General features: G+C 42.5%; 25 protein-coding genes and 1 pseudogene. 19 read left to right on the forward strand and 7 right to left on the reverse strand.

What is annotated here, in order from left to right; genetic code table 11:
* Positions 1-307 precede the first annotated feature (307 nt).
* From Len3610_RS03660 to Len3610_RS03675, 4 genes are all read left to right on the forward strand, one after another.
* The gene (locus Len3610_RS03660) at positions 308-1,477 is read left to right on the forward strand and encodes a hypothetical protein (protein WP_176449541.1); all 1,170 of its coding nucleotides are present in this window, start codon (positions 308-310) and stop codon (positions 1,475-1,477) included.
* Between the two features lie 20 nt (positions 1,478-1,497).
* Positions 1,498-2,742, forward strand: coding sequence for a metal-dependent hydrolase family protein (locus Len3610_RS03665; RefSeq protein WP_176446763.1), 1,245 nt, complete (start codon positions 1,498-1,500; stop codon positions 2,740-2,742).
* A gap of 150 nt (positions 2,743-2,892) precedes the next feature.
* Positions 2,893-4,179 carry a M20 family metallo-hydrolase gene (locus Len3610_RS03670; RefSeq protein WP_176446764.1) on the forward strand — a complete coding sequence of 429 codons (1,287 nt, stop codon included), beginning with the start codon at positions 2,893-2,895 and terminating at the stop codon, positions 4,177-4,179.
* A 503-nt stretch (positions 4,180-4,682) separates the two neighbouring features.
* A complete protein-coding gene (locus tag Len3610_RS03675; protein WP_176446765.1) occupies positions 4,683-6,155 on the forward strand; it encodes an MDR family MFS transporter in 1,473 nt (490 codons plus the stop codon).
* Positions 6,156-7,256: 1,101 nt separating this feature from the next.
* On the opposite strand, the gene Len3610_RS03680 is transcribed toward Len3610_RS03675, so the two are convergent.
* From Len3610_RS03680 to Len3610_RS03695, 4 genes and pseudogenes are all read right to left on the reverse strand, one after another.
* Positions 7,257-7,520 (reverse strand): hypothetical protein, encoded by a 264-nt coding sequence (locus Len3610_RS03680; RefSeq protein ID WP_176446766.1) that lies wholly within the window; start codon positions 7,518-7,520, stop codon positions 7,257-7,259.
* A gap of 50 nt (positions 7,521-7,570) precedes the next feature.
* The gene (locus Len3610_RS03685; protein WP_176446767.1) at positions 7,571-7,834 is read right to left on the reverse strand and encodes a hypothetical protein; all 264 of its coding nucleotides are present in this window, start codon (positions 7,832-7,834) and stop codon (positions 7,571-7,573) included.
* Positions 7,835-8,474: 640 nt separating this feature from the next.
* Positions 8,475-8,558 (reverse strand): annotated as a pseudogene (locus tag Len3610_RS21645) (YjcZ family sporulation protein); the annotation flags it as partial.
* A gap of 178 nt (positions 8,559-8,736) precedes the next feature.
* Complete coding sequence (locus Len3610_RS03695; RefSeq protein ID WP_083838364.1) at positions 8,737-8,841, reverse strand: YjcZ family sporulation protein; 105 nt, start codon at positions 8,839-8,841, stop codon at positions 8,737-8,739.
* Between the two features lie 316 nt (positions 8,842-9,157).
* Here Len3610_RS03695 and Len3610_RS03700 point away from each other — a divergent pair, with 316 nt between their 5' ends.
* Positions 9,158-9,430, forward strand: a complete 273-nt coding sequence (locus tag Len3610_RS03700; RefSeq protein ID WP_176446769.1) for a hypothetical protein — start codon at positions 9,158-9,160, stop codon at positions 9,428-9,430.
* 46 nt (positions 9,431-9,476) lie between these two features.
* Here Len3610_RS03700 and Len3610_RS03705 read toward each other — a convergent pair whose 3' ends face one another.
* Positions 9,477-10,268: a DUF2268 domain-containing putative Zn-dependent protease gene (locus tag Len3610_RS03705; protein ID WP_176446770.1), complete on the reverse strand. Its 792-nt coding sequence runs from the start codon at positions 10,266-10,268 to the stop codon at positions 9,477-9,479.
* 149 nt (positions 10,269-10,417) lie between these two features.
* Here Len3610_RS03705 and Len3610_RS03710 point away from each other — a divergent pair, with 149 nt between their 5' ends.
* The 3 genes from Len3610_RS03710 to fdhD all read left to right on the forward strand — a co-directional run bounded on the left by Len3610_RS03710 (position 10,418) and on the right by fdhD (position 12,124).
* On the forward strand, positions 10,418-10,675 hold the full coding sequence (locus tag Len3610_RS03710) for a YppG family protein (protein WP_176446771.1): 258 nt from the start codon (positions 10,418-10,420) through the stop codon (positions 10,673-10,675).
* Between the two features lie 82 nt (positions 10,676-10,757).
* Complete coding sequence (locus Len3610_RS03715) at positions 10,758-11,198, forward strand: GNAT family N-acetyltransferase (RefSeq protein WP_176446772.1); 441 nt, start codon at positions 10,758-10,760, stop codon at positions 11,196-11,198.
* Between the two features lie 104 nt (positions 11,199-11,302).
* The gene (fdhD, locus tag Len3610_RS03720; RefSeq protein WP_176446773.1) at positions 11,303-12,124 is read left to right on the forward strand and encodes a formate dehydrogenase accessory sulfurtransferase FdhD; all 822 of its coding nucleotides are present in this window, start codon (positions 11,303-11,305) and stop codon (positions 12,122-12,124) included.
* 218 nt (positions 12,125-12,342) lie between these two features.
* On the opposite strand, the gene Len3610_RS03725 is transcribed toward fdhD, so the two are convergent.
* Positions 12,343-13,353, reverse strand: a complete 1,011-nt coding sequence (locus Len3610_RS03725; RefSeq protein ID WP_176446774.1) for a DUF3231 family protein — start codon at positions 13,351-13,353, stop codon at positions 12,343-12,345.
* A 220-nt stretch (positions 13,354-13,573) separates the two neighbouring features.
* Here Len3610_RS03725 and Len3610_RS03730 point away from each other — a divergent pair, with 220 nt between their 5' ends.
* The 7 genes from Len3610_RS03730 to Len3610_RS03760 all read left to right on the forward strand — a co-directional run bounded on the left by Len3610_RS03730 (position 13,574) and on the right by Len3610_RS03760 (position 21,062).
* Positions 13,574-13,756: a YozQ family protein gene (locus Len3610_RS03730; protein ID WP_176446775.1), complete on the forward strand. Its 183-nt coding sequence runs from the start codon at positions 13,574-13,576 to the stop codon at positions 13,754-13,756.
* 1,029 nt (positions 13,757-14,785) lie between these two features.
* A complete protein-coding gene (locus Len3610_RS03735) occupies positions 14,786-15,028 on the forward strand; it encodes a stage VI sporulation protein F (RefSeq protein ID WP_176446776.1) in 243 nt (80 codons plus the stop codon).
* A gap of 270 nt (positions 15,029-15,298) precedes the next feature.
* Positions 15,299-16,774 (forward strand): D-alanyl-D-alanine carboxypeptidase/D-alanyl-D-alanine endopeptidase, encoded by a 1,476-nt coding sequence (gene dacB, locus Len3610_RS03740; protein ID WP_176446777.1) that lies wholly within the window; start codon positions 15,299-15,301, stop codon positions 16,772-16,774.
* A gap of 80 nt (positions 16,775-16,854) precedes the next feature.
* Positions 16,855-17,166 (forward strand): hypothetical protein, encoded by a 312-nt coding sequence (locus Len3610_RS03745; protein ID WP_176446778.1) that lies wholly within the window; start codon positions 16,855-16,857, stop codon positions 17,164-17,166.
* Positions 17,167-17,439: 273 nt separating this feature from the next.
* On the forward strand, positions 17,440-18,903 hold the full coding sequence (locus Len3610_RS03750; protein WP_176446779.1) for a spore germination protein: 1,464 nt from the start codon (positions 17,440-17,442) through the stop codon (positions 18,901-18,903).
* A 10-nt stretch (positions 18,904-18,913) separates the two neighbouring features.
* On the forward strand, positions 18,914-20,002 hold the full coding sequence (locus Len3610_RS03755; RefSeq protein WP_176446780.1) for a GerAB/ArcD/ProY family transporter: 1,089 nt from the start codon (positions 18,914-18,916) through the stop codon (positions 20,000-20,002).
* Entirely contained in the window at positions 19,992-21,062 is a 1,071-nt protein-coding gene (locus Len3610_RS03760) for a Ger(x)C family spore germination protein (RefSeq protein ID WP_176446781.1), read from the forward strand. Before Len3610_RS03755 ends, Len3610_RS03760 begins: the two co-directional genes overlap by 11 nt.
* Before the next feature lie 118 nt (positions 21,063-21,180).
* On the opposite strand, the gene Len3610_RS03765 is transcribed toward Len3610_RS03760, so the two are convergent.
* A complete protein-coding gene (locus Len3610_RS03765; protein ID WP_176446782.1) occupies positions 21,181-21,834 on the reverse strand; it encodes a DNA-3-methyladenine glycosylase family protein in 654 nt (217 codons plus the stop codon).
* Positions 21,835-22,013: 179 nt separating this feature from the next.
* On the opposite strand from Len3610_RS03765, the gene Len3610_RS03770 reads away from it, so the two are divergent.
* From Len3610_RS03770 to Len3610_RS03785, 4 genes are all read left to right on the forward strand, one after another.
* Complete coding sequence (locus tag Len3610_RS03770) at positions 22,014-23,228, forward strand: NAD(P)/FAD-dependent oxidoreductase (protein WP_176446783.1); 1,215 nt, start codon at positions 22,014-22,016, stop codon at positions 23,226-23,228.
* 263 nt (positions 23,229-23,491) lie between these two features.
* Positions 23,492-23,743, forward strand: coding sequence for a hypothetical protein (locus tag Len3610_RS03775; RefSeq protein ID WP_176446784.1), 252 nt, complete (start codon positions 23,492-23,494; stop codon positions 23,741-23,743).
* A 111-nt stretch (positions 23,744-23,854) separates the two neighbouring features.
* A complete protein-coding gene (locus tag Len3610_RS03780) occupies positions 23,855-24,682 on the forward strand; it encodes a VanW family protein (protein ID WP_176446785.1) in 828 nt (275 codons plus the stop codon).
* 142 nt (positions 24,683-24,824) lie between these two features.
* Positions 24,825-25,940 carry a tetratricopeptide repeat protein gene (locus Len3610_RS03785; protein ID WP_176446786.1) on the forward strand — a complete coding sequence of 372 codons (1,116 nt, stop codon included), beginning with the start codon at positions 24,825-24,827 and terminating at the stop codon, positions 25,938-25,940.
* Positions 25,941-25,965: the final 25 nt, after the last annotated feature.

The following is a 25,965-nucleotide window of genomic DNA, read 5'->3' on the forward strand; positions in this document are numbered from 1 at the left end:
TTCATTACTAAAATATGCAAACGTCCGCAAGAGTGGTGGGCAAATGCTTGATTTGAACTCTTTTTTTAAAGTTCTTTTACCAATTTTTGCTAAATACCCGGGTTAGTGTAAGCGATTTACATCAAAAACTCAGAAATCGCTTACGTTACCAATCATTTGCATTTTTATTCATCATTCATGTGTCCCTCTTCACAAAATGATTTAAACTAAAATATTGAAATTGTATCAAAAAATAGAAAAATGACGGTAGACAAGCCTTGAACAGCATGATATAGTATTGATTAAATTTTCTGAGGAGGGATGACTTATTCTTAGCAACCCACTTATTGCCACAGTTTTAGTTTTTGCACTCATTGCACTGGGAGAGTGGTTGTCGATCATCTCTAAAGCCAGAATCCCGATGCTTCTCACGGCAATGGTTGGATTTCTGGTAATGGTGTGGACTGGCATTTTTCCGGAAGATATTCTGGAAAAATCGACATTTGCAGCACTGGGGTCCATTTTAATAGGGCCTGCGATTCTTCATATGGGTACCATGATTCCCTTCTCAATTCTTAAGCGTCAATATAAGGCGGTATTGATCGCTTTGGGCGGTATTGTTACAGCAGCTGCTTTGGTATTGGTGATTGTTCCGATTCTTTTTGACTATGCGACCGCCGTTGCAGGAATCGGACCGGTCAGCGGGGGTGTTGTGGCGCTCCTGATTACGTCCGAACGGTTAACGGAGATTGGAATGACGAGTCTTGTTATAATTCCGGCATTGATCGTTGCATTTCAGGGTGTAATGGGAATGCCGCTGGCGCTGAACTTTTTGCGAAAGTATGCCAAAAGATTTCAGAAGAATTTGGATAATGAATCATTTGTTGCTTCTGATCCAGCAGAAGAAGCTGCGGCGTCAACTGAGACCGGGAAAAAGTCAAGCCCAATTAAATCAAATGCAACCATGAAATTATTCTTCGTGTTTTTCGGAGCAGCTGTTGGGGTTGCACTGGGTGAATTGACACCTGTCCATTACAGTCTGTGGTGCCTGGCAATTGGTATCGGAGGTCTCAAATTAGGGTTATTTGAACCGAAAGCTCTTGAACGATCCAATTCATTCACACTGACAATGGTAGCGATTATATTTGTTGTGATCGGTACAATGGCGGATGTGACCCCACAGGATGTCTTGAACAACTTGCCTGCTATTCTGACTATCCTGATTCTTGGTACGTTCGGCCTTGCATTTGGTGGTTTTATTGTTTCCAAACTGGTCAAATGGCACCCATATAAAGGAATGCCTGTCGCATTGACAGCTCTGTTTGGATTTCCCGGTGATTATATATTGTGTGAGGAAGTCAGCCGCAGTGTTGCCGGAAATAAACAGGAAGAAAAGGCCATTTTTAATGAATTGATGGCACCGATGCTGATCGGTGGTTTTACAACTGTTACAGTCGCTTCTGTTGTGGTAGCCGGTATATTGATCGGAACATTATAAGTTATAGGGGAGGAATTGAAATGGTAAGAACAGTAGTCAAAAATGGATTACTAGTTGATGGTTATGGTGGTGAGCCGCAAAATGGTTCGATTGTTGTGACTGAAAATGACCGATTGGTTTATGTTGGTCCCGAACAGAACTATACACTAAAAGGTGACGAAACAGTCATCGATGCACAAGGCGGAACCATCCTGCCGGGTTTGATTGATTCCCATGTGCATATGATGATGGAATATACACCGGTTTCGGAAAAATTAACGACACCATTTTCCTATATGTATTATCAGGCAGCACAGTATTTGGAAACAACATTAAACACCGGTATCACTTCTGTCCGGGATGCGCTTGGTACTGATCGCGGTGTGAAAAAGGCGGTTGAGGACGGGCTTATTAAGGGGCCCCGTCTGCAATTAAGCATTAATGCATTAACGACTACCGGTGGCCATGGTGATGGCTATCAGGTTTCAGGTGATGTGATGGATATTTTACCGTCAGGATACCGCGGTATGCCGGATGGACGGTGTGATGGTGTTGAAGAGGTACGCAAAAAAACACGTGAAATGCTGCGTGCTGGTGCGGAAGTGATTAAAGTGCATGCAACCGGCGGCGTGCTAAGTGCAACTGACCACCCTGAATTCACCCAGTTTTCTCCGGAAGAATTGGCTGTAATTGTAGAGGAAGGGCGTTTCCGCAAAGGGACTAGAGTCATGGCACATGCTCAAGGAGCAGAAGGGATTAAAAATGCAGTCAAAGCAGGCATCCATTCGATTGAACATGGTATTTTCCTGGATGATGAAGCGATTGAACGAATGCTTGAAAATGGCACTTATCTTGTCCCGACATTGCTCGCGCCGGTAGCCGTACTGGAAACAGCTGACGAAAAAGGTATGCCGGCAACAGCTATCCAAAAGTCCAAAGAAGTTATTGAACAGCATAAAGCAAGTATCGCAAAAGCTCATAAAGCAGGTGTCAAGATTGCAATGGGGACGGATGCAGGTGTCATGAAACATGGTACCAATCTTCGTGAACTCGGTCTGATGGCGGATATCGGTATGAGCCCGATGGAAACCATTGTAGCGACAACAAAAACAGCTGCGGAATGTCTGGGCTGGGATGATCAAGTGGGAACATTGGAGAATGGAAAACTTGCCGATGTTGTTGTGGTGAAAAGCAATTCACTTGATGACATTCATTCACTTGCAGACCATGATGCGGTCCAATTTGTTATGAAAGATGGCAACGTAGTGAAAAATTCGTTAGGCTGATTTACATTAGAATGCGTGCGTGTTTAACAAAAGGACGGGACAGCTTGGATATCTTTTTAATATGTTTGTGGTCAATCATGCAGGGACGACAAAAGCATGATATCATTTGAAACAGGTGATATCATGTTTTCATTATGGGGAGGTACTTGTATGGGAATTTTATATGATAACTTAATACAGGGTTATGATTCAGCACATGACACAGACGGTATTTCTGGTGAGCGACTGGCTAAACGGTTGGATGCAATTTCTGAAATAGGTCTCACTGAAAACAACGGTTCACATCGTCCAGGATTTTCCAAGGAAGAAAAGGCTGCGAAAGAATTGGTTTCAAAGTGGATGCGTGAAGCCGGATTGGAGGTCCGTCAAGATGGTGCCGGAAACATTTTTGGGCGCCTGGCAGGTAAGAAAAATGATCTGCCAGCTATTTTGAGCGGATCACATTTGGACAGTGTTCCAAATGGCGGACATTTTGACGGGGTACTGGGTGTATTGTCTGCGCTCGAAGTGGCTGAAGCCTGGCGCGAATCCGGGTATCAGCCCGAGAAACCATATGAAGTCGTCGTTTTTTCCGATGAGGAAGGTGCGCGATTTAATGGCGGTCTGCATGGAAGTGAGGCCGTCGTCGGCAAAGGTGATATTGAAGAAAAATTAAAGCTTATCGATCAGGATGGCATGAATTTTTCAGAAGTATTGGAAGACATTGGCTTAAGTGTTGACAGTTATTTGGGGGCAAAGCGTGATCCTGAAGAAATCGAAATGTTTGCCGAAGTACATATTGAACAGGGAAAACAGCTGGAGCGTGAAGCCTTGCCATCCGGAATCGTCACTGGCATTGCCGGACCATGCTGGCTTGAGTTTACATTCACGGGTGAAGCAGGGCATGCAGGAAACACGCCAATGAATGACCGGAAAGATGCACTCGTGGCCGCGAGCGCGTTTATCGGGGGCGTAAATGAACTGCCTGCCTCGATCAGTGATTCGGCAGTAGCAACTGTCGGGAAAATGCAAGTTGATCCAAATGGTGTCAATGTAATTCCGGGCAGTGTCACCCTCTATGTCGACATTCGCGACATATTTGAAGAAACCCGCGACAAGCTTGTTGATCAGGTGCTGGCACTGGCGGAGAAAATTGCTGCTAAACATCAGATTAGCGTCAATCATGTCGAAAAAATGCGTGTGTCACCGGTACCGATTAAAGAAGAAAAACAACAGCTGCTGGAGGCATCATGTCATGAGGCAAACATCCGGCCATATCGGCTGCCAAGCGGAGCGGGACATGACGCGATGATCATTGGTGAGAAATGGCCGGTCGCTATGTTGTTTACACAAAGCAAAGACGGCATCAGCCACAATCCAGCCGAATGGTCTGATTTGAATGATTGCGTACAAACTGTTCATGTACTTAAAAATTTTTTGGAGAAAATGCAGGAATAAAATTCAAATATCCAAAAGGAATGCTTGGATACCGAAATGGTTATTCAAGCATTTTGTTTGTGTAATCCCATCAGGAAATCGCGCGGCACTGATCCCAATTCGCACGATGATCCCGCAATTTCGCGCGACACTATCCCAAATCGCGCGGCGAAGCTCCAAATTCGCGCAACAATTGCACGATTTCGCGCGACAAAGTCTCAATTTCGCGCGATATCACTCCTGAATCGTGCGACGAACCTCTAGTTTCCCGCGGCAGCCCCAATATCGCACGACACCACCGTTAAGATTGGTGGATTTGTAGTAAGTGCAAGCTTGAGCGAGAGAACCCACTCATTATGAATCAGTTGTAACATAATATAACGTCATGTTAATATATAAAGGTTCGAATTTTTTACAGTTGCAGGAATTCAATCAACAATAAAAATGCTGCGAAAGATACTGTGCCTTATATAATTTTTTATCGCTGAATAAATAATCCTGACAACGTAGAAAGGGGATTTTACATGAGTGATACAACAACCTCCTGGGATTTGCCGCCCAAACAAAAAGCTTTAATGATAGCAGCATTGTTGACAGGCGCCTTTATGGGAATTATTAATGAAACATTATTAGCTACGGCACTTCCAACGATTCAGGATGCGTTTTCCATATCACAGGGAGAAGTGCAATGGATGACAACCGCTTTTTTGATGACAAATGGGATTATGATACCTGTGTCCGCATTTTTAATTGATCGGTTTAGGACGAGAGGGTTATTTTTGACGGCAATCGGCTTATTCGGTGCAGGTACAGCGATTGCAGCTATAGCAACTGCGTATCCTGTTCTCCTGTTGGGACGTGTCGTGCAGGCTTCCGGCTCTGGGATCATGCTGCCGTTATTAATGACCGTTCTCTTGGCTGTTATTTCGGTTGAACGGCGTGGTACCGCAATGGGGCTGATCGGGATTGTCATTGCATTTGGCCCTGCCATTGGCCCGACACTCTCCGGATGGCTTTTGGAACATTTCAGCTGGCGATCATTATTTTATACTGTCCTGCCAATTGTTGCCGTTACAATGACAGTTGCGGCGCTCTTTCTGAAGAATGTGACTGACCTTCGAAAACCAAAAATTGATGTGCTGTCGATTATTTTGTCTTCTGTTGGATTCGGTTCATTTCTTTATGGATTCAGTATTGCTTCCGAGGCCGGCTGGGGAAGTGCTGTCGTCATCGGATCTATTGTAACCGGCTTACTGGTTATTGGCTTGTTCATTTGGCGCCAGCTTGTCCTGAATACGCCGATGCTGGAATTCCGTGTGTTCCAATTCCGGATTTTTACGTTGGCTATTGCGATTACGATGGTCGTTTTGGTTTCGATGATTGGGGCGGAAACGTTGCTGCCGCTGTTTATGCAAAATGTCCTGGGATTTACACCACTTGAATCCGGGATGATGCTGCTTCCGGGTGCCATCGTGATTGGCATTATGTCGCCGATTACCGGCAGGCTATTTGATAAGTATGGAGCTAAATGGCTGGCACTGATTGGTCTGACTGTTGTGACCGTCACAACGTTTATGTTTACACGTTTGTCATTGGAGACATCATTTACGTATTTGACGATAATTTATGCTATTCGCATGTTTGGCCTTTCATTTGCGCTGATGCCGGTTATGACGTCAGCATTGAATCAGCTGCCGCCAAAATGGTATGCACATGGGTCTGCTATGGCTAATACATTACAGCAAATTTCTGCATCGATTGGAACGGCGATACTTATCACATTGGTGGCTATGGGAACCAACAGCTTTGTGCCGGACGCCAATGCGTCTCCGGAACTGATTGGCCGGATGGCACAAGTCACAGGATTCGAATGGGCGTTTATGGCCAGTACCATCCTTGCTTTTATTGCGCTCATTTTGGCCATATTTCTTCACCCGCCAAAAAAAGAAAAAGAAATCGTACGACAGATTCATGGCCAGGATGCTACGCTGAGCTGATACTCCCACAGCTAAAGCAGTGGGGTTCTGAATCTATTGTCCTTCTTCCGGCCGGCAGCCACAGACACATTTGCATGTGCTCGACATTTAGGGCTGTTCAGGATACTGGGACCATTTCCTTCAGAACTTTCACGGCCAAAGCAGCCTCTGCTGCCATTAACGACCGCATTTTTGACTTTCGCAAGCCCGGTGGTATCACACCGCTGTATGTGTTGCATTAGTTTTTTACACTGATTCCCGAATTTAAAATCATCTTTTTGTCCTTTACAATGGTTTGTATTGCTTGGTCATGCAACTTTTTAAACAATGGAAAGGTTGCCTTACATTTGCTTCGATTTGGTTTGGTTCCCGATTCATTGGCATTCATCAATAAAAAGGCTGAATATAAAGTGAAACTTCATTCAGCGGTGCGGTTCTTACCGCTGAATGTTAGTTGAACAGAATCGGACCTTTACGGGCAGCTGGCCCCACAAGTCTTTCTTAATTTAATTGTAATATTGAAGTGGGGTCTTGCTGCCCGTTAAGGCGGGATAAATCTCGTTGTACCTTTGTATTGTCATCAATCACATGCCAGCGTTGTGACAATGGCCTTTTTATGTATATATTTTTAACATGGCAGTACTGGCTGGCTTTGAGTTTTCTGGATTGGTTTGCGGTTTGCTGCTTTCGTTTTGCAGGGTTTAAAAAAGCCCATGGTTTGTTCCGTTATAAACGTGCGATCGAGGCGTGAGGAAGTTCGGTTTGCTAAAAAGCATTCGATGGGGATAATTTTCGCGAAATCACGCTTGTTTGCGATGCAATTTTTTCAATTTTAACACGATTTTTCCGATAACGATTTGGAAAATACAGTCTTCTTGCCTTGTTTGATCGTGCCATCTCTATTGAAATTTTGCGGTTTGTCGCGCGTCTTGAACGGTCCATTTTGCGTTTGGGTCAATCGAATATCACGTGATATTTCTTGAACCCTGTTCCGCTAAATTGAATAAGGTGCTGCTTTGTTAATGATGAGACAGCCCAGGGTTGAATGTGCCAATATCCCAATCCAACATCTCCTTTTCCAAGCTTTCTGTTCTTGGATGGCGGATACCCGCTGATACCAAATCAGCAAAATAGCGTATGCAACCTCTTATTCTTTTGAACAATACGCACAAATTTTACCTGGTATCGATCATCTACCGTTTTCTCTTTTCCGTCTGATATGATTGTATAGGAGAATCGTGTTTGTTGATCCAAATGATGAAGGATTTCAGAAGTATAGGCATCGTTCTGTTTGATTTTCAGTGGCGTTGACAAATCTTTATAAACGAGAAATCCATCTATAAATCGCCAGCCTGTCGTATTCGTTTTCCCTTCAAAACTCTCCATGTCCCCTTTTCGAAACAAAGCGACATGCTTAGCTTTGCCGAATAGTTTTTTTACTGAAATGTCAGCCAGGCGCGGGAGGCTATTTTTTGCGCAACAGCTGCATTCACTTGGTTATGAAAGTGTGCGCGAATAGGCTTTACCCACGCGTGTGAAGCAAACTCGGTCAGTCCATATTTTTTTCTTAAAAGATGAAGCTTTTGATTGATCGTTTTCTTTTCATGAATAAGCGAGGCATCATGGTCATCTTTTGCCAGTTTCTTTTTGACACCATACAGTTGCCGGATTAATCTTTTATATGCCTTTTCCCGTTTCATTTGTTTTTCGCGCTTCAGGTATTCACCAAGAACGGTATTATATATGACACGGCAAATTTCCAATTCATCAGTGATGACAGCAAACCATTCCTGGATTATTGTCTAATTCCAAGGTTAACACAAACGTTGGGGGTGTTTTAGCCAATATGAACACCTCTTCAGAAGGGAACGTATGTTTCGTTTTTATTATATCCTATTGACGATCAGAAAGCAAGTAATCATTTGCTTAATACACTTAATCTTTTTAACTTAATTCATTTCAGGTACGGAGCACCACAAAACCTTCTTTTTTGGCACTCCGTATCTGACCTCGCTCTCATCCCATGTCTCAAGACGATGGGCTTTCTCGTTCGGAGAATCTGTAATATACACGAAAAAGCTGTCTCATTTTAATGGAAATGAGGCAGCTTTTTTTACATAAATTGTTCTTCTCAAATATAAAATTATTATCCATTCGTTCTTAATAAAGTATAAGATAAGTGATATTCTCAGATACCAGAGTAATATCACTATACCCATTTGGTTTTCTAAATTGAATTTTAGTTAATCCAATTTGGTTCCGTAAAAACATAGCAAACGAAACTTAGGCTCCCGGATTCCCCGGAAGCCCATATTATTCATCTATGAAATTTTTTATCTATTAGCACCATGCCGCGCCTACGATAATAAGCAGGATGAATAAAACGACGATCAGCGCAAAACCGCGGCCGCCGCCACCGAATCCAGCGCCGCCATATCCGGCTCCGCCTACTGGTGCGCCGTATCCGTATCCAGCGCCACCGAATCCGGCACCGCCGTATCCAGCTCCGGCTACTTGACCGCCGTAGCCACCGCAGCCACATCCAGATCTAGGTCCAAAACCCATTTATAACCCTCCTAAGCGTTTTTTGTTTGATTACAGATTAATATCCAACGTAAGCAACGCCTACAATAATTAACAGGATAAATAGAACTACGATTAAGGCAAAACCTCCACCGTAGCCAGCTCCACCTACATATTCACTCATTCCAAAACACCTCCATAACTGTTTGTTAATAATATATGTAGGTCATTTGATATTGATATGGGTACTCTCCCAGATTAGAGAAATTGGGCTCTTGTTTAAGCGCTTGGTTCTGAATTTTGTTCATCGAAAAGAATCGGATGACGTTTTCAATACGGAAATCGGCTGGTTCGCCGGTTTCATCCAATCCGACCCCTGGCTTCCGACTTCTGAAAAGACGCGTCAGCGTTTTTTCTTATAACCGATTCATTTGCCCTTACTCGATATCTGCTACCTTCATACAATGGTGTATGTTCTGAATGGATTTGGAGGTGAGAAAATGTCGGCTGGATATTTTTATGATCTTTGCTGCCGTTATAAAGGAAGGTCGGTCAAAATAACAACCCGAGATGGAGGCGTCCATCGTGGTATTATAAAGCATGTTGATCGCCACCGTGTGTATATACAGCCGCTTAATCAGTGCAAGGGATTGGGCGGTTTCGGCTATGGCGGCTTTTATGGACCGGGATACGGATACGGTCCCGGACTCGGTTATGGGATAGCATTAGGTGCGATTGGTACACTTGCTTTGGCACCGCTTTTCTTCTGGTAAAGGACCATTTAGTTATTTCCCCCATTAAACGAAAAAACAGACGGGATCAGGTTTCGTCTGTTTTTTCGATGATTTTTTGAGACGGGACATGCAACAAATCCTTTAAGTTTAAGTCATTTGATTCCATATAATGTTTAACGAAGTAATAGCCTGCGCAATAGCCTGCCATTTTAGGATAAAATCCAAGGCCATAAAGGATTTGCAGATGGATGCGGCTGGATTTTGGGGCATTTTGATTCGGCAGTACCAGATTCCTGCTAATTCTCTCTAATCTCACATTCGAATAATATGACGTCCAGTTTGCCGTATAGTGCTTACCGAATCTTTCCCGGACGGCGTTTTCCGCTAAGCCTTCCAAAATGACTGTATCCAATAAAACGTAATCTGCTTCTTTTTTGCTGTACTTGGCTAATCTGCAGGCGTGATTATATTCGTGGGTAAACAGCGCGCGGATTTCCTTATCCGTGTTATCTTCAGTAATGAACAAAAAAAGTTTGTCAGAGAAGGTCAGCCCTGATTTTCCGTTCAGTTCCTGTCTTAACTGTCGATTATCAGCGTCGGCAGGGAGGATGAAGATAGGGATATCGGGTCCGTCCCATTCCGTTTGCAAGGCTTTCTCTTCCTGTTCCACAAGTTTCCAAATGTTGCGCTTTTGTAATGCTTTAATCAATTTAGTCCCGTTTTCACGTGGTTGGTGATACATGCCATGCATGACCATGTGCTGGTGGATGTCACTGGCCGACACATTTTCATCAAAATAGCTTTTAAGTTTTTTACAAAGTTCCACCGGATTGTCATAAGTATCTAATAACCATTTGTCGGTTCGAACGACGCTCATAGGCATACTCCTAACTTTTTATCTAATACAATATGTCAATCGTTCTGAGTATGTTACGAATCATCCTATTGAAAGGATGTTAGACAGATACCTTTTCATTTCGGGAACGGCTTGAATAGACTATAACAAAATGATTGTAAGGAGGTGTTATGATGATCCATTTCGGAGGACCAAGACCCCCGATGCCGCCGCAACATCCACCTATGCGTCCGCCGCGACAGCCAATGCATCCGCCTCAAGTACCGATGCAAAGACCCCGGCAGCAATCGCCCGGACAAAATATATTAAATCAATTTCGTGATACGGACGGAAATATAGATATTGACAAAATCACCACAACCGCCCAGCAAGTCGGTCAATTGTATGGTCAGGTAAGTCCGCTGATTACGAAATTTATGAAACGGTAATAAGAAGAGTCAGTTTTTGGCTTATTGTCAAGTTATGCAGGCAGGAAATATTACTTTCCTGCCTGCCAAAGGGGGAAAACCTGTGACCATTCGAAAAGCAACGAAACGTGAAACACAACAAATTGTCGCCCGTTCGCTGGATGTATTAAAAGAAGCAAGTGTTGGACATATTCCGCCTAAACAGGAAAAAGCGCTGCAAATGGTCACGCCATTTTTAGCTGCTGGCGGGTATTATCTGGTGTTTGTGAAAGATGATGTGATGCAGGGATGGATCGGAATCGGCAGTACCACAGACTATTATACGGACAAACCGGTTGGGATCATCCCGGAACTTTATGTGCTGCCGCGCTACCGACAGCAGGGAGTTGCGGAAGCATTATGCACAGAGGCTTTGAAGAGGCTGGAGGAAGCAGGCTTTACTGCTGTTCAGCTCAACGTGTTTGCAGGTAATGCGATCAAAGCATTTTACCAGAAGCTCGGTTTTAAAGACGTCACGACATTAATGGAATTAAAATTGGATTAAAGCTGAATCATTTGTCATCTGTCTTGTTTACATGTTATTTTTAATTAACAGATTTTTGAAAATATATAGATTAAATGATTATAATAGGTTTAGAAGGTGATTGAATGGACTATACGGTTCATGATGGCTGGCGGGTGATCCGGTTTAATGGATCTGATCCGTCACCGGTAAATGATGAAGTTGCCACTGAGTTTCCGTTGACGGTTATGATCAACGGTGAAGAATTTGCCACGATGGTATGTTCACCAACTGACTTAGAAGAACTTGTCATTGGATTTCTCGCCTCAGAAGGAATCATCCGTTTTTATGATGAGATTAATCACATTTTACTCGATGAAGCTAAAGGGTTTGCTTATGTTGATATCAACAAAACTATCGATTCCATTCAACAGGACCATTCGAAGCGGTTTATCGGTTCCTGCTGCGGAAAAAGCCGGCAATTTTACTTTAAAAGTGATGTGAATACGGCTAAAACGATTTACAGCCGGCTTTCCATATCTGTTGACCAGTGCTATGCATTAATGGGGGAACTGCAAGCAGCGTCAGAACAGTTTCTAAGGACTGGGGGGGTTCATAATGCTGCCCTGGCGACACCAGATGAAATGCTCGCTATTCGAACCGACATTGGAAGGCATAATGCACTTGATAAGATTTATGGTCATATTTTTCAGGAACGGCTGCCGGTAAAACATAAATTAATTGTATTCAGTGGCCGTGTTTCGTCTGAAGTCCTGCTGAAAATCTCCAAAATTGGTGCAGGCATATTGCTTTCCAAGTCGGCCCCAACTGATTTAGCACTGCAGTTAGCAGATGATTTAGGCATAACTGTCATTGGTTTTGTCAGACAAGGGAAGATGAATGTATACACTCACCCGCAACGGATTTTGGAAGTGAATAGTCCGAATTCGGTGGAGAGAAAATCATGATGACTGGCAGCACCCCTTACATTTATCGTCATGCGATATGGGCTCTTACTGTCAGTTAAAAAGTCGTTAATCCATTAATAAGTGGCTTAACGGCTTTAATGATATAAACTGCCCTCTTTGTTCAACAAGCTTGCCCTCCGAATTTTCCGACCGGCTTGAGGTGACTGTATATGAAGTTTTCAGATCATAGGCAAGACGTGAGGGCTCCGGATTAAGAATTATTTTTTCTTTGCTAATTCATCCCGATCGAGTGCGCGAGGGGGTTCTTCCATCCAACCGTTTTTAATCATAATGTTTGCGCCATCCTCAGCAAATTTGACAATTTCACCTGATAACCTGGAATATTGCGTTCCTAAATCTCTTCTGGGAGACATAGACATGCTCGTACCATAAAATCCAACACTTAAACCGATTAAGGCTGTTGTCAGGAACATCATAAGCTTATCGGAAAAGGTGAATGCAGTTGAGTCGGTAACTTCAGTATTCCATGTCATGGGCACGGGTATATCATCCTCAACCAAAATTGAGCTAAAAACCTCACAGTGCTTCTGGGCTATTTCCTTCCCTCTGACGAGAAACTGTCTCACTTCTTTAGATTGTGCGACCTGACTGAATCCAATCATGACTGCAGTACCTAAGGCATTTCGTTGATAATTCATGTTGAGATTTGTTATCTCTGTACCTGTTAATGGTCTTCTTTCTCCAAAATAACCAGTGAGGAAACTTTTATTTTTAACAAAATCATAACTTTCCGGAATGGGGAGATTCGGCGTCCTGATAAAAATCCCTTTAGATAGCAGCAATTCCCTCATTTCTCTAAGAATTTCTGTAGCTTCTTCAAGACATTCGGTGAAGAAACTGTAAATATCTGCCCTGACTGCCAGTTGTACACCAACTGCATATGCCTGCAAAACAAATCCACCCATTGTATGGAGGTAATGCAATATGAATGTGTCAGAATAGAGCCTTGGAGCAGTTATATCAACATCTTCCTCCATTTTAAATCCATATGGGACAGGGTACTTTTCCTTGTTAAAAAGCGCAGTTATTTTTCTGATATGTGTTTGAGTCAATTCTAAAAAATACTGAACAATAGGTTTGATTTCTTCATCCTCAACCTTGGCCAAAAAATATTCCAGTTGACATATATTAACATTTTCATTCATGTAAGTGGTCCAAAGCTGTGTAATTTCTGATGATGTCAGTTTAACATTCTTTGCAGAGTCCAATTTTTTCCCTCCAATAACTTCTAACATTACTATAGGAATCCCCAATAATTACCTGTAATATGTATGATGGGATGTGTACCCATTGACTGTGTTGTGGAGTGCCCAGTAACGAACCCCGTTAGGCAGAAACAAAGATGTTTTTAGTTGCTAAATAAAGGAAACAGTAGAAGTAGCAAAGTTGTGCAAACTAACTATCAAATAATTGAATGGAGGGTCATCAATGCCGAAAAAACAAAACAAGGTTAACCCTGAAGACAGCCGCAACATCGCCGAAAGAAATTTCGAACCTGAAAATTACAGCGGCAACACGCAGTTTGATCAGGGAATGGCTGAAACACATGAGCAGGTATCGGATGATTATCATGAAGGAACGATTGATCGAAAATTAAAGAATAAAAAATAGCCTTTGACATATGAACACGTAAAGAGTCTCCCGAAAGGCTCTTTTTTTTATATCTGAAATAAGTTTTGAAATGTAAGCAAATAGCCTTTTTTTAAGTTTTGTAAGAATTTTGCCCTGACACAACCAGCAGCATTGCGTATTGTATATTATCCGGCCAAGCCGTATGAGGTGCCTTCGCTCATTCGCATTTCACCTTTCGAAATAAAAGAGCCTTCTTACAAAAAGAGGCTCTTTTTATATTGCATATATCTGGCAGTCATCCCTCAAAGGTCCCTCGATTAATGAAAACATTTTTCATGAAAGCGTATAAGAAGCGTATTTTGAACGAGACGGTGCTTCTCTCGATGGAATCCAGCACTTATGAAGCGCACTTTGAACGAGACGACGCTTCTCTCGATGGAATCCAGCACTTATGAAGCGCACTTTGAACGAGATGGCGCTTCTCTCGCTGGGAATCCAGCACTCATGAAGCGTACTTTGAACGAGACGGGGCTTCTCTCGCTGGAATCCAGCATTTATGAAGCGCACTATGACCGAGACGGTACTTCTCTCGATGGAACACAGCACTTATGAAGCGCACTTTGAACGAGATGGCGCTTCTCTCGCTTGGAATCATCCTAAAAGAATCTTACTTTAAACGAGACGGATTTCCCTGACTTCGTTACGAATTTTGGATTAGGTCCACACTGATTGATTTTTTACTATATTTGACCCCGATGTTAGACGATGGCATTCGCACATTTCCCGCAAACCCTCACAGATGCCTTTTCCCTTAATAAACGTATTCATAGAATAATGTATAACCTGATTAGGGGGTGACAATTCAGGGCGTTTCGCAGGTGGCAGCCACGGTTATCGACAAAAGCTGATGCCAGTCATTTGCTTTTTGTACGATCCCCCGTGTGAAGCCATAATCGTGAAACGGCGCTATAACCCATGATGTGACGCTCTTTTTATATATTGAATACCTGTCTGTAAAAGGATTGGGTTTCCTCAGGGATTAATAAAATCATCACGGAGGTGACTATAATGGATGATATGGTGAAAAAAGTTGAACGGAAAACAGGCGTCAAAAGCAATGATATTATGGACCTCGCTCAGTCATTGAATGGTACCGATCTATCAGACGAAAAAAATATACGAAAACTTGTCAAGCAAGTATCAAGGATGGCTAATAAAAAAGTTCCCAAGCAAACAGAAGACATGATTGTTGAAAGCTTAACGAAGAAAAAAGGCAAGGTAGATCCTTCAACCATTTCCAAAATGTTATAGCCGATAAACGGCATCCTAAAATTCCCCTGGCCATAATGGTTTCAGGGGAATTTTAAGTCACTGTTTAAAATTATTCATGTAAAACCTTTCAACAGGATAATGGCCGGTGTACTAATACACTATCTTGAAGATATTAAATTTTTCATTCCCGATTCCGTTCTTTATCAAAAGGTATAAATCATCACGGCCCGGTCCATCATTTTGAGAGGTTCAAAGAAGGATTTCTTACCATTCTTAACGAAATATGTTGTAAGAGCCGGGGTGTTTGCAATGAACGTAAAACATTATAGATTTGGGATTATTGTGCTCGTGTTTATGTTATTGATGACATCAACTGCTATAAATAAATCAGGTGATTCAGCTGCTGAGAGAGGGGACGAGTATATGATGGCTGAAGAACTGGAACGTTTTATTAACAATGAACCAAAACTGCAGGGCGCCATCACGGGGATTAGCATCCGAAATGCAGCAACAGGGGAAAAAATTTATGATCATATGGGCGATACCCGGTTGCGGCCGGCTTCCAATATGAAATTGCTGACAGCTGCAGCGGCGCTTTCCGTATTGGGAAAGGATTATACGCTTTCGACACAGCTGCTGACAGACGGATCTGTAACAGCTGGCAGGCTGAACGGGAATCTTTTTCTGAAAGGAATGGGTGATCCAACACTGCTGCCTGAAGATATAGATATGTTTGCGAAAAAACTGAAAGAAGGTGGCATCGATACGGTTGATGGCGATATCATAGCTGATGATACATGGTATGATGACCAACGTTTGTCTTCCGGATTAATCTGGGGTGATGAACAATGGTATTATGGTGCACAAATTTCTGCCTTAACTGTATCGCCTGATAAGGATTATGACGCCGGGACAGTTGTTGTCGAAGTGCAGCCGGGTGATGCAGGTGAAAAGCCCAATATAACGGTGACCCCAGATACAAATTATGTACAGGTTTCAAATAACGCCAAGACGATTGCTTCCGGCGGGGAAGAGGATTTGACTGTGGAGCGCGAACATGGCGGGAATACAATTGAGGTGGAAGGCACGATTCCATTCGAGTCAGCCAATGTAAAGGAATGGATAGCTGTGTGGGAGCCGACTGGTTATGTGCTTGATTTGTTCAAACGAGCAATGGAAGAGCAGGACATCACGTGGACTGGTGACGCTAAAACCGGGATAACACCACAAAACAGCGAAACATTATATACGCATAACGCAATGCCACTATCCGAGCTGCTCGTTCCATTCATGAAGCTAAGCAATAATACGCACGCGGAAATGCTCGTAAAAGAAATGGGGAAGGTTATGCATGATGAAGGCAGCTGGGAAAAAGGTCTGGAAGTTGTTGAAACAGAAATGAAGAAACTAGGACTGGACACCGAAAATTTAAACATCAAAGATGGATCGGGCATTTCACATATGAATCTGCTTTCACCTGATGAGATTTCCAAACTGTTACATAGCGTGCAGGATAAGCAATGGTTTGACGTCTTCCTGAATGCACTGCCGATAGCAGGTGAGACAGATCGGATGGTTGGTGGAACGTTACGATACCGGATGGAAAACCAAAACGTTCACGCGAAAACCGGGACGATTGATGGGGTCAGCACACTTTCAGGTTATACCGAGACTGAAAAAGGCGATAAGCTGATCTTTTCCATTATGCTGAATAACCTGCTGGACGAAGAAGACGGGCCCGTAATAGAAGATAAAATCGTGGAGATGATAGCAACTCACAAATAAAGGATGATCAAAAGCCAAGCAGCATTATTGGTTGCTTTCCATAACAAAAGGGAGCCCTCTCATGAGGACTCCCTTTTTTAATGCAAAATAACATTATTGACTGTTATTTTGCTGCTGTTGTGCTGATTGAGCTTGCTGGCGAGCTTGTTGCAGCTGCTGCTGTGCTTGCTGAACTTGTTGGTTTTGTTGTGCTTGAGCACCAGCTTGTTGTTGTGCATTCTGCAATTGCTGCTCAGCTTGCTGAACTTGTTGTTGAGCCTGCTGAAGCTGTTGCGGATCAGCACTGGATTGAGCTTGCTGTACAGCCTGTTGAGCCTGCTGTGCTTGTTGTACAGCTTGTTGAAGTTGTTGCTGTTGGTTTTGTTGTGCCATTAGACATAACCTCCAATTAAAATTTTTGAGCTGCATAACGCTCCGTATTTATCATGCCGCAAGTTTAAGAAAATATGTATTTGATATATAACTTTTTTCCATTTTGTAGAAGCGGGAAGAAATAAAGGTGGTTTGAATCGGGATGTGAGCGGCAGGAATGGTTATGAAATTTTTTAATGTCCCCGTTGTTATGGAGAAGTTGTTAAGACCGTTCACCAACTCCAATGCATAATAAATCTATTGTTATTTCATACTACAACTATGATATCTGTCTACTCCAAGAGGTTGTTCACATGAATAAAAAAACATCACAGAAAAAAGTGCAAAGGGACTTTGAAAAGCTGTTAAAGGAATTAAAGCAGAAAGATGGGTTCATTCATTATCAGCATGAACATGGAAACGGTACGATTCATTTGGGTTATTTAAAAACCGGAGTTGACCCGGAAAAGCTGGAAAAGTATATCCTTCCACGTATACAGGATTATGTGTACAATGATTTAACCGAATTGAATCAGCATATTCCGTTCACTAAGACGGAATTGACCGATGATCAAAGTCAGATATACGAAAAGCTGATGAAAGGCTTTGTGTTCATTCATATGGAGAATGTCATCCCATCGTATCTGCTGATTCCGCTCCCGCTTGATGAAAAGCGTCAGGTACAACCTCCTGAAATTGAATTCAGTGTTGTCGGACCTAAAGAGGCGTTTGTTGAAGATATTGACACGAACCTGAATCTGGTCCGGAAAAGGCTGGCCATTCCTGAGTTAAGTGTAAAAAAATTAAAAGTCGGTACCCTGACCAAAACAGAAGTTGCAGTTCTCTCGATCGACGGGATAGCCGATAAAGAAAATGTTGAAACAGCGGTTCAGCGTATCAAAGATGTGGAAATTGATCAAGTGGTTGACAGTTCGTTTATTCAGCAGACCATTGCTGATAATGAAAGTTCACCATTTCCCCAGCTTTTGGATACGGAGCGGCCTGACCGGATAACCTCTATACTCGCAGAAGGGAAAATTGCGATTGTTGTTGACGGGTCACCGCATGTTTTACTCGGACCGACCACATTGATTGAATTTTTTTCGGCGTTTGAGGATTACTTTTTAAATTGGCTGACTGCGTCGACATTCCGGGTGATTCGGTTGATTGCCGTCTTTTTCTCCATTTTGATCACGCCCTTATATGTTGCGGTACTGACCCATCATTTTGAAATCATACCACAGACAATGCTTATTACACTCGTCCATTCCAGAATGCAAGTCCCTTTTCCGCCGATTATGGAAGCGCTTCTCCTCGAGTTCACCATTGAATTGCTGCGCGAGGCAGGGGCCAGACTGCCCACTAAAATCGGCCAGACGATCGGTATTGTCGGCGGTATCGTGATCGGAACCGCGGCTGTTGAAGCGGGAATGACGAGCAATGTGCTTTTGATTGTTGTGGCACTGGCTGCATTGGGATCATTTACAACCCCGGTGTATAAAATGAGTAACACAATCCGGCTTATCCGGTTTCCGTTAATCATCTTTGCGGGCATTTACGGTTTGATTGGTCTGACAATTGCCATCGCCTACATTATGGTGCACCTGCTGCGGCTGACATCGCTGGGAAGACCTTTTTTTGCGCCGGTTTTTCCGTTCCGTTTCCAGGATTTCAAAGATTCATTAATCCGGCTGCCGTTTGATAAGCAAAACAAACGCCCGTTTCAAGTGCGCCCAAGTGACGTAAAACGGCCTATAGCAAATGATAATGATAAGTAGAGGGATGACGATGATTTCAGTCAACGATAAAGTACCACCGCTGATGGTGTTTTTTCTCATCTCAGCTTCACAAATAGGTGTTGGGTTTCTTGGATTTCAAAGTATCATCAATCAATACGCCGGCCATGATGCCTGGATCTCCGTCATCGTTGCCGGTCTTGGTGTCAGTGCCATCATATGGATCATGTATCAAATATTGAAGCATGATGACAAAGGAGATATTATTGCGGTCCATCAGTTCACATATGGTAAATGGCTTGGAAATTTTTTGACGCTTTTATTCATCATGTATTTACTGTTAATGGCAACTGTTGTGCTGCGGACGTATATTGAAATTATCCAGGTATGGATGTTTCCGCATTTAAAAGTCTGGGCGTTCTTATTACTGCTGATTCCGCTGATTTATTACACAATTTCCGATCAATTCCGGACTGTCGTCGGGGTGTGTTTTCTCGGTATTGTTTATCCGTTTTTTTTAAATCTGTCACTGCTTTACCCGTTAACGTATGCGGAATTTACGTATATAATGCCAATCATGGACCATGCCATTACGGACATTATGCAATCGTCTACTTTGGCTGTTCTTAATTTCATGGGCTTTTCAGCACTCTTCGTCTTTTATCCGTTCATACGGGAATCCGGCAAATCACAAAAATATGCCCATTACGGCAATCTCTATACAACGGTGTTATATGTTCTTGTTTGTCTGATCGCATATGTGTTTTACAGCCAGCGTGAATTGGATGAAGTCATCTGGCCAACATTAGAGCTCTGGAAAATCCTCGAAATGCCGCTTATGGAACGTTTTGAGTACTTCGGGATTGCTACAATGTTCTTTACGATTTTGCCGAATGTTGTACTGTTTATGTGGGCGGCCACACGTACAGTTAACCGTGCCTTTGGTTTTCAGCATAAGAAAGTGGCTGTTGTTCTGCTGATTATTTTATATATAGCCTCTGTCATTTCCACGGGCAGAGAAGGTGTTAATATACTGAATGATTCGGCTGGCCGGATTGGACTCGTGTTTCTGTTCATTTATATACCTGTTCTGTTTATCATCCATTTCATTCGCAGAAAGGTGCGGAAAAATGTATCTTAAATATATTCTTTTTTTCGTGATGTTGATTGCCGGTTTGCTGTTTAATCTTCAGATGCCGGACAAAGTGATTGATAAGGTTCAAATGATAACGGTGGCGGGGTATGAAGCGACTGACCAGGATATGATCCGGGAAACCGTTGTGTCACCGAAATTTCAGCAGGAAGGTCAGGTGGGAAATTTTATCTACACCGATACTGCTGAAACGGTATATGAGAATCGGGTCAACTTAAATGCAAAAGCAACCGAACGGCTGCTGAATGGTAAGTTGAGGGTTACGTTCTACAACCGGGAATTAGCCGAACAAGGGATTGAACATTTTATCGAATATATGATGAGGGACCCCTCTATTGGTGGTCACTTAAACCTTGCAGTAGTAGAAGGCTCAACACGTGAACTGATTGATTCGGTAACAACCGATAAAGGGGTGGGTGTTTTTTTAAGCGATCTATTCGAACATAATATACAGCACGGTAATTTGCCGCAAATAAATTTAAAAGTATTTGAATCGGCCTTGCATGCTGAAACCAGTGACCCTTTTTTACCGATGCTCAGTGTTACAGACAATCGTGCGTCATTAACGGCCATCGCGTTGTTTGACGATGATCAATATGTTGATAAAATACCAATCCATATAGCCGATGTGTTTAAAATGCTTTATGAAAATGTCAGTGATGGACACTATCAGTATAAAAGTGACGCTTATAATGCAGCACTTGAAAATATCGAGTCAAACAAAGATATGGTATTTGAAACAACGGGGGGAAGTGCCGAAATGACGGTTAATCTGGAGCTGCGGGGCGTTATCAGGGAGTTCACCGGGAGCGGAGTGATAAATCAGCTGTCAGCGATTGAAAAAGATGTGGAACAGGATATCAAGCAAAAAGCAGATAACTTAATCAGCCGGTTTCAGGAATTGAATATCGATCCCCTTGGTATTGAAGAGATTGCCAGAAGCAGCAACCGGAATTATGACCAGGACCAGTTTAAATCAGCCTATCCTGATATGCCCATTAATGTCAATGTGGATCTCAGAATTACGGGATCTGGTACAGAACGTTGATGTATTGTGAGACTGTATCGGATATTTCGACCCCGTAGTTCAAAATTAATCCACTGACGTTCACATTTCAACGGTTCAGGAGAGTGGTTGATTTCAGCCACTCTCTTTATTCGACACATTAAATGATCTCATCAATTGACTGGTATTTTTTATCAAACCCTAAATGGACGACCTCCCATAAATAAAACGAAGCAATGGTGAAGTGGGGATGCCAGACAGGCCGTTTATCCAGTAAAATTTGCCGCCGTTCGGATTTGTCAACCTCATAAAGCCATTTCGCCCCACGCTGAATACCGATATCATCAACAGCGAGCACATCCATTCTGCCGAGTGAAAAGATCAGAAACATCTCGGCTGTCCACTTTCCAATCCCTTTAATATTCGTCAGCTGTTTGACAATAGCCGTGTTAGCCATGTCATGCATTTGATCAAAGCTAATGAATTGATCATGTACTTTGGCAGTCAAATCGCGTAAATAACCGATTTTTTGGCGCGATAAGCCGATTTCCCGGAGCTGTTCATCGGATGTATGCAAAATGGCTGCCGGTTCAACACGATTTTCAAGCAACACTTCGAGACGTCCGAAAATAGTGCTGGCAGCTTGTACCGAAATTTGCTGGCCAATGATTGAGCGGACCAGTGATTTGAAATAGTCCGGTCTTCCTGAAACGGTAATATCCCCAATGATTTCAATCAGTTTTTTCATTTGTTTATCAGCGCCCGCAAGTTCCTTAACAGCATCATTATGATGATCGATCACGAATTTTTCCATAGTTCACCTCAATGTCAATATACTTTCACTTTAAATGTTTTTAGGTTTTTTGACAAAATACCCGTTTAATATATTGAATTGTTAGCCTAAATGAGATAGTTTTGATATGATAATCGTGATATCAATTATTTGCATCTTAACAGAAACGCTTTAAACCAAACAGGAAAGGTGGATATTATATGAGTAAACCAAAAATAGTCATTCTTGGCGCGGGTTATGCCGGCATGATGACGACAAAACGTTTAATGCAAAAATTAAGCCCCGAAGAAGCGGAGTTAGTGCTTGTTAATAAGCATAACTACCATTATCAGACAACATGGCTTCACGAGGTGGCTGCCGGGACAAGAAATCAGAATCAGGCACGCATGATGATCAGTGATGTCATCAATCCGAGCCGCGTCAACCTTATTTATGATGAAGTTGTCGAAGTGAAAAAGGACGACAACCGCGTAGTGCTGAAAAATAGTGAGATTACATACGACTACCTGGTGATTTCGCTCGGTTTTGAAACGAATACATTCGGCATTAAAGGAATGGAGAAAAATGCGTTTTCCATTACTGACATCGACTCAAGCCGCATGATTCGCGAGCATATTGAATATCAATTCGCCAAATACAGCACTGCCAGCAATCCAAAAGATGAAGATCTGGCCATCCTTGTTGGCGGCGGCGGATTTACCGGTATCGAATTCCTCGGTGAACTGGTTGAAAAAGTACCGGAGCTTTGCAAAAAATATGATATTGACCGCAGCAAAGTTCGTATTATTAACGCGGAAGCGGCACCGCGTGTCCTGCCCGGATTTGATGATGACCTTGTGGCATATGCCAAGGAATCGTTGTCCAACCGTGGTGTTGAATTCAGAGAAGGTGCGAAAATCTCCGAGTGCAAGAAAAACAGTTTTGTTATTGGTGAAGGTGATGATACCGAAGAAATTAAAGCCGGCACAATCGTATGGACTGGTGGTGTAACAGGCAACTCCGTACTGTCGAAATCCGGTTTTGAAATTACAAAAGGTAAAGTAACCGTTGATGGTGACATGCGTGCTCCGGGCGAAGATAATATTTTCATTCTTGGTGACTGTGCATGGGTGATGAACGAGGAAGAAGGCAAGCCGTTCCCGCCAACCGCACAAGCAGCCATGCAGCATGCCGATACATGCGCGGGCAATATAAAAGCCCTGTTGCGTCATGAACCATTAAGCAAATTTGTATTTGATGACAAAGGAACGGTAGCTTCCCTTGGTGCGACAGATGCTATGGGAACGGTGTTCAATGAGAATAAACTATACGGCAAACCGGCAGTATCCATGAAAAAGGTCATCGACAACCGCTATCTGTTCTTGCTTGGCGGACCGAAACTTATCTTGAAAAAAGGCAAATTACGTATGCTTTAATAAATCAAGGAGGGACATATTCATGAAAAATGGACTTTTATATGTATGTTTGGCTGCACTGGCAGCAATTGCAGGTTATACAATAGCAACACGTACGCTTGAGGATTCAAGAGATTTCCGTTAATTAAAGAAGAAAATAAACATGACAACCATCCAGCCGGTACACTGGGTGGTTGTCTATTTTTATATAACCCGTGTGATGATTGTCATTGTTTATATAGCGAAAACCAATTATAATGGAGATAAGGGGAGGTAAGTGTATTATGGGGATTGAATTATTTATATTATTGGGAGTTCTGTTTATCGCAGCGTTAGGTGGAACTTATGTCGCTTTTAAACAAGAAGAAAATAAAATGAAAAAGTATGAGGAAGAAGGAGACACGGTTGAGGACGAGTTGAGGCGGTCACATGAATATGAAAGCTCATCATTGAAGTCGAATGTACCTTTGCAGTTGGTTATTTACGGGGTGACGATTGTCATTTCTCTTATCGTCTTCGCAATTTATGTATTTTAAGGCTGGATCCATATCCTATTTGGAACGGTGCATATAATCGAAATAAACGACAGTACGTATGACTCATGTTTTTATCTTATTGTCGAATACTAAGGGACAGGAGGTGGTTAGGTGCTAACCGTTATCTTGTCTTTTTTATTGACATCGGTTCCATTGACCGTTACATATGATGGTCAAGTGGTTGATGAACTAATGCGAGAAGATTTTGAACTGCACTATGTTGATCCATTATTGATTGATGAGACGAAACTGGAATTGCAGATGGATGTTCTGAATGACAAAATGTATAAGGAGCCGACTGATGCAAAGTTGGCTGATAATGGAAATATTATAAAGGAAAAGCCTGGTATTGCACTTGATCGGATGGAATTCAAAAACGGCTTCAGGGATTATTTTTATGGGAGAGATACAGCTGAAATAGCCTTGCCCGAGCGAACGATCTACCCGCGGGTTGACAGTGAATTAATTGCAGAAATCCGGGAACAGGAAATAGGCAGTTACGCTACTGATTTTAAAGAAAATAATGAAGAACGTTCACGTAATATTGAGTTGGCATCCGAAGCCATCAATAATCATGTCGTATTTCCCGGAGAAGAATTTTCGTTTAATGAGGTTGTTGGGAAACGAACGGAAGAAAAAGGTTACAAACGGGCGCCGGTTATTGTGAAGGGTGAGTTGTCCGAGGATATAGGCGGGGGTATCTGTCAGGTTTCGTCCACTTTATATAACGCAGTCGATTTAGAGGGGATTGAGATGACGGAACGCTATTCGCACAGCCGCAGTGTCCCTTATGTACCGCCCGGACGTGATGCAACTGTCAGCTGGTATGGCCCTGACTTTGCCTTTACGAATCAGCTTAAACACCCGATTTTAATTCGCGCTTCGGCAGAAAACGGGAACATGGATATAAAAATACTATCCGCAACTGACGGGCAGTAACCATTACACGGGGACACTGTCCGTAAATGATGTTCAATTCTGTATCGCCATGAAAATGTCACAGTTAAAATCGCTTTTCTATCCCTTCAGCTTTATTTTAACAGGCGTTTTGGTTAAAATTTATGTTAGGAGGGAATTACTTATGGATATATTGGATTTGAATGAACATTTTCAGGATAGTATGTCCTCTGATTATAGCGTACAGCTTGAAGAAATATTAGAAGAGTTTAAACGCGGTCACTACCCGAATGTATTGTCAAAATCAGCAGAATTGCGGTCGGAAAAGAATCCTGATCAGGAACTCACCGACAAATTGAAAATGGTGGAAGCTATCTGTCACTCGGAAATTGGTGAAGTTAAAGCATCGCAGGCGATCATTTCTGAGTTATTTCAGGACTCAAACCTCGAATGGATGCTGCTTGGTGAACTTGCGTTTATGTGTGACTTTAAACTCGCCCGCCGAATACTGAGTGCAGCTGTTAAAGAAATGGAAGAAAACGATGAAACCGATCGGATTAAGCTGGCACGCGGTTATTTAGTTCTGGCCGAGGCAGAGGAAAATTTGGAAAAATACGTTCGTGCCATTAAATATTTTAAAAAGGGTCTTACATATTTTCAGGAGGACGAATCCCCGGATCAATATATGATTCTGTACCTCCATTTCAAAATCGGCATGATGTATTCCATGAAAAACGAAGCAGACGAATCGATGCAATATTTAAGTAAAGTGATTGATATGGCTGGTGATTCGAATTCGGATTTGAAAATCAACAGTCTGGTGACAATCGCTAAAACGTTTGGCAGTAAAAATGAAAATGAAAAGGCATTCCCGTATTTGCAGGAAGCGCTGGATTTGCTTAAAGGCTCATCATTGGAAAACCAAATGACCCATGCTGAAGCACTAACTGAAATGGCGTTTTATTATTTTGATCAGTCCAAGCTGTCAGAAGCCGTACCGTATTATCAGAAAGCGATTGATATCTATAAGCGTTTGCCGCAGACATCCCATCGTAAATTGGGTATGATTTATATGCAATATGCGTACTGTCTTGAGCACAAGGAGGAGCAGAATATCCGAAAAGCAGCCAATAGTTACGAAAATGCCATTGAACGGCTGGAGTTAACGAAGGACGGGGAACTGTTGGAGAATGCGCTTGCTGATGTCATTGCGTTTTTTGATAATACCGATAATCAGAAGAAGAAACGGGTATACGAAAATAAATTTGTTAAAATGACAAATGCCAAACGATCATCTTGACAGGCATTGGTATGCCACTTATCAT

Source organism: Lentibacillus sp. CBA3610 (genome assembly GCF_013373365.1).
Classification (GTDB): Bacteria; Bacillota; Bacilli; order Bacillales; family Amphibacillaceae; genus Lentibacillus.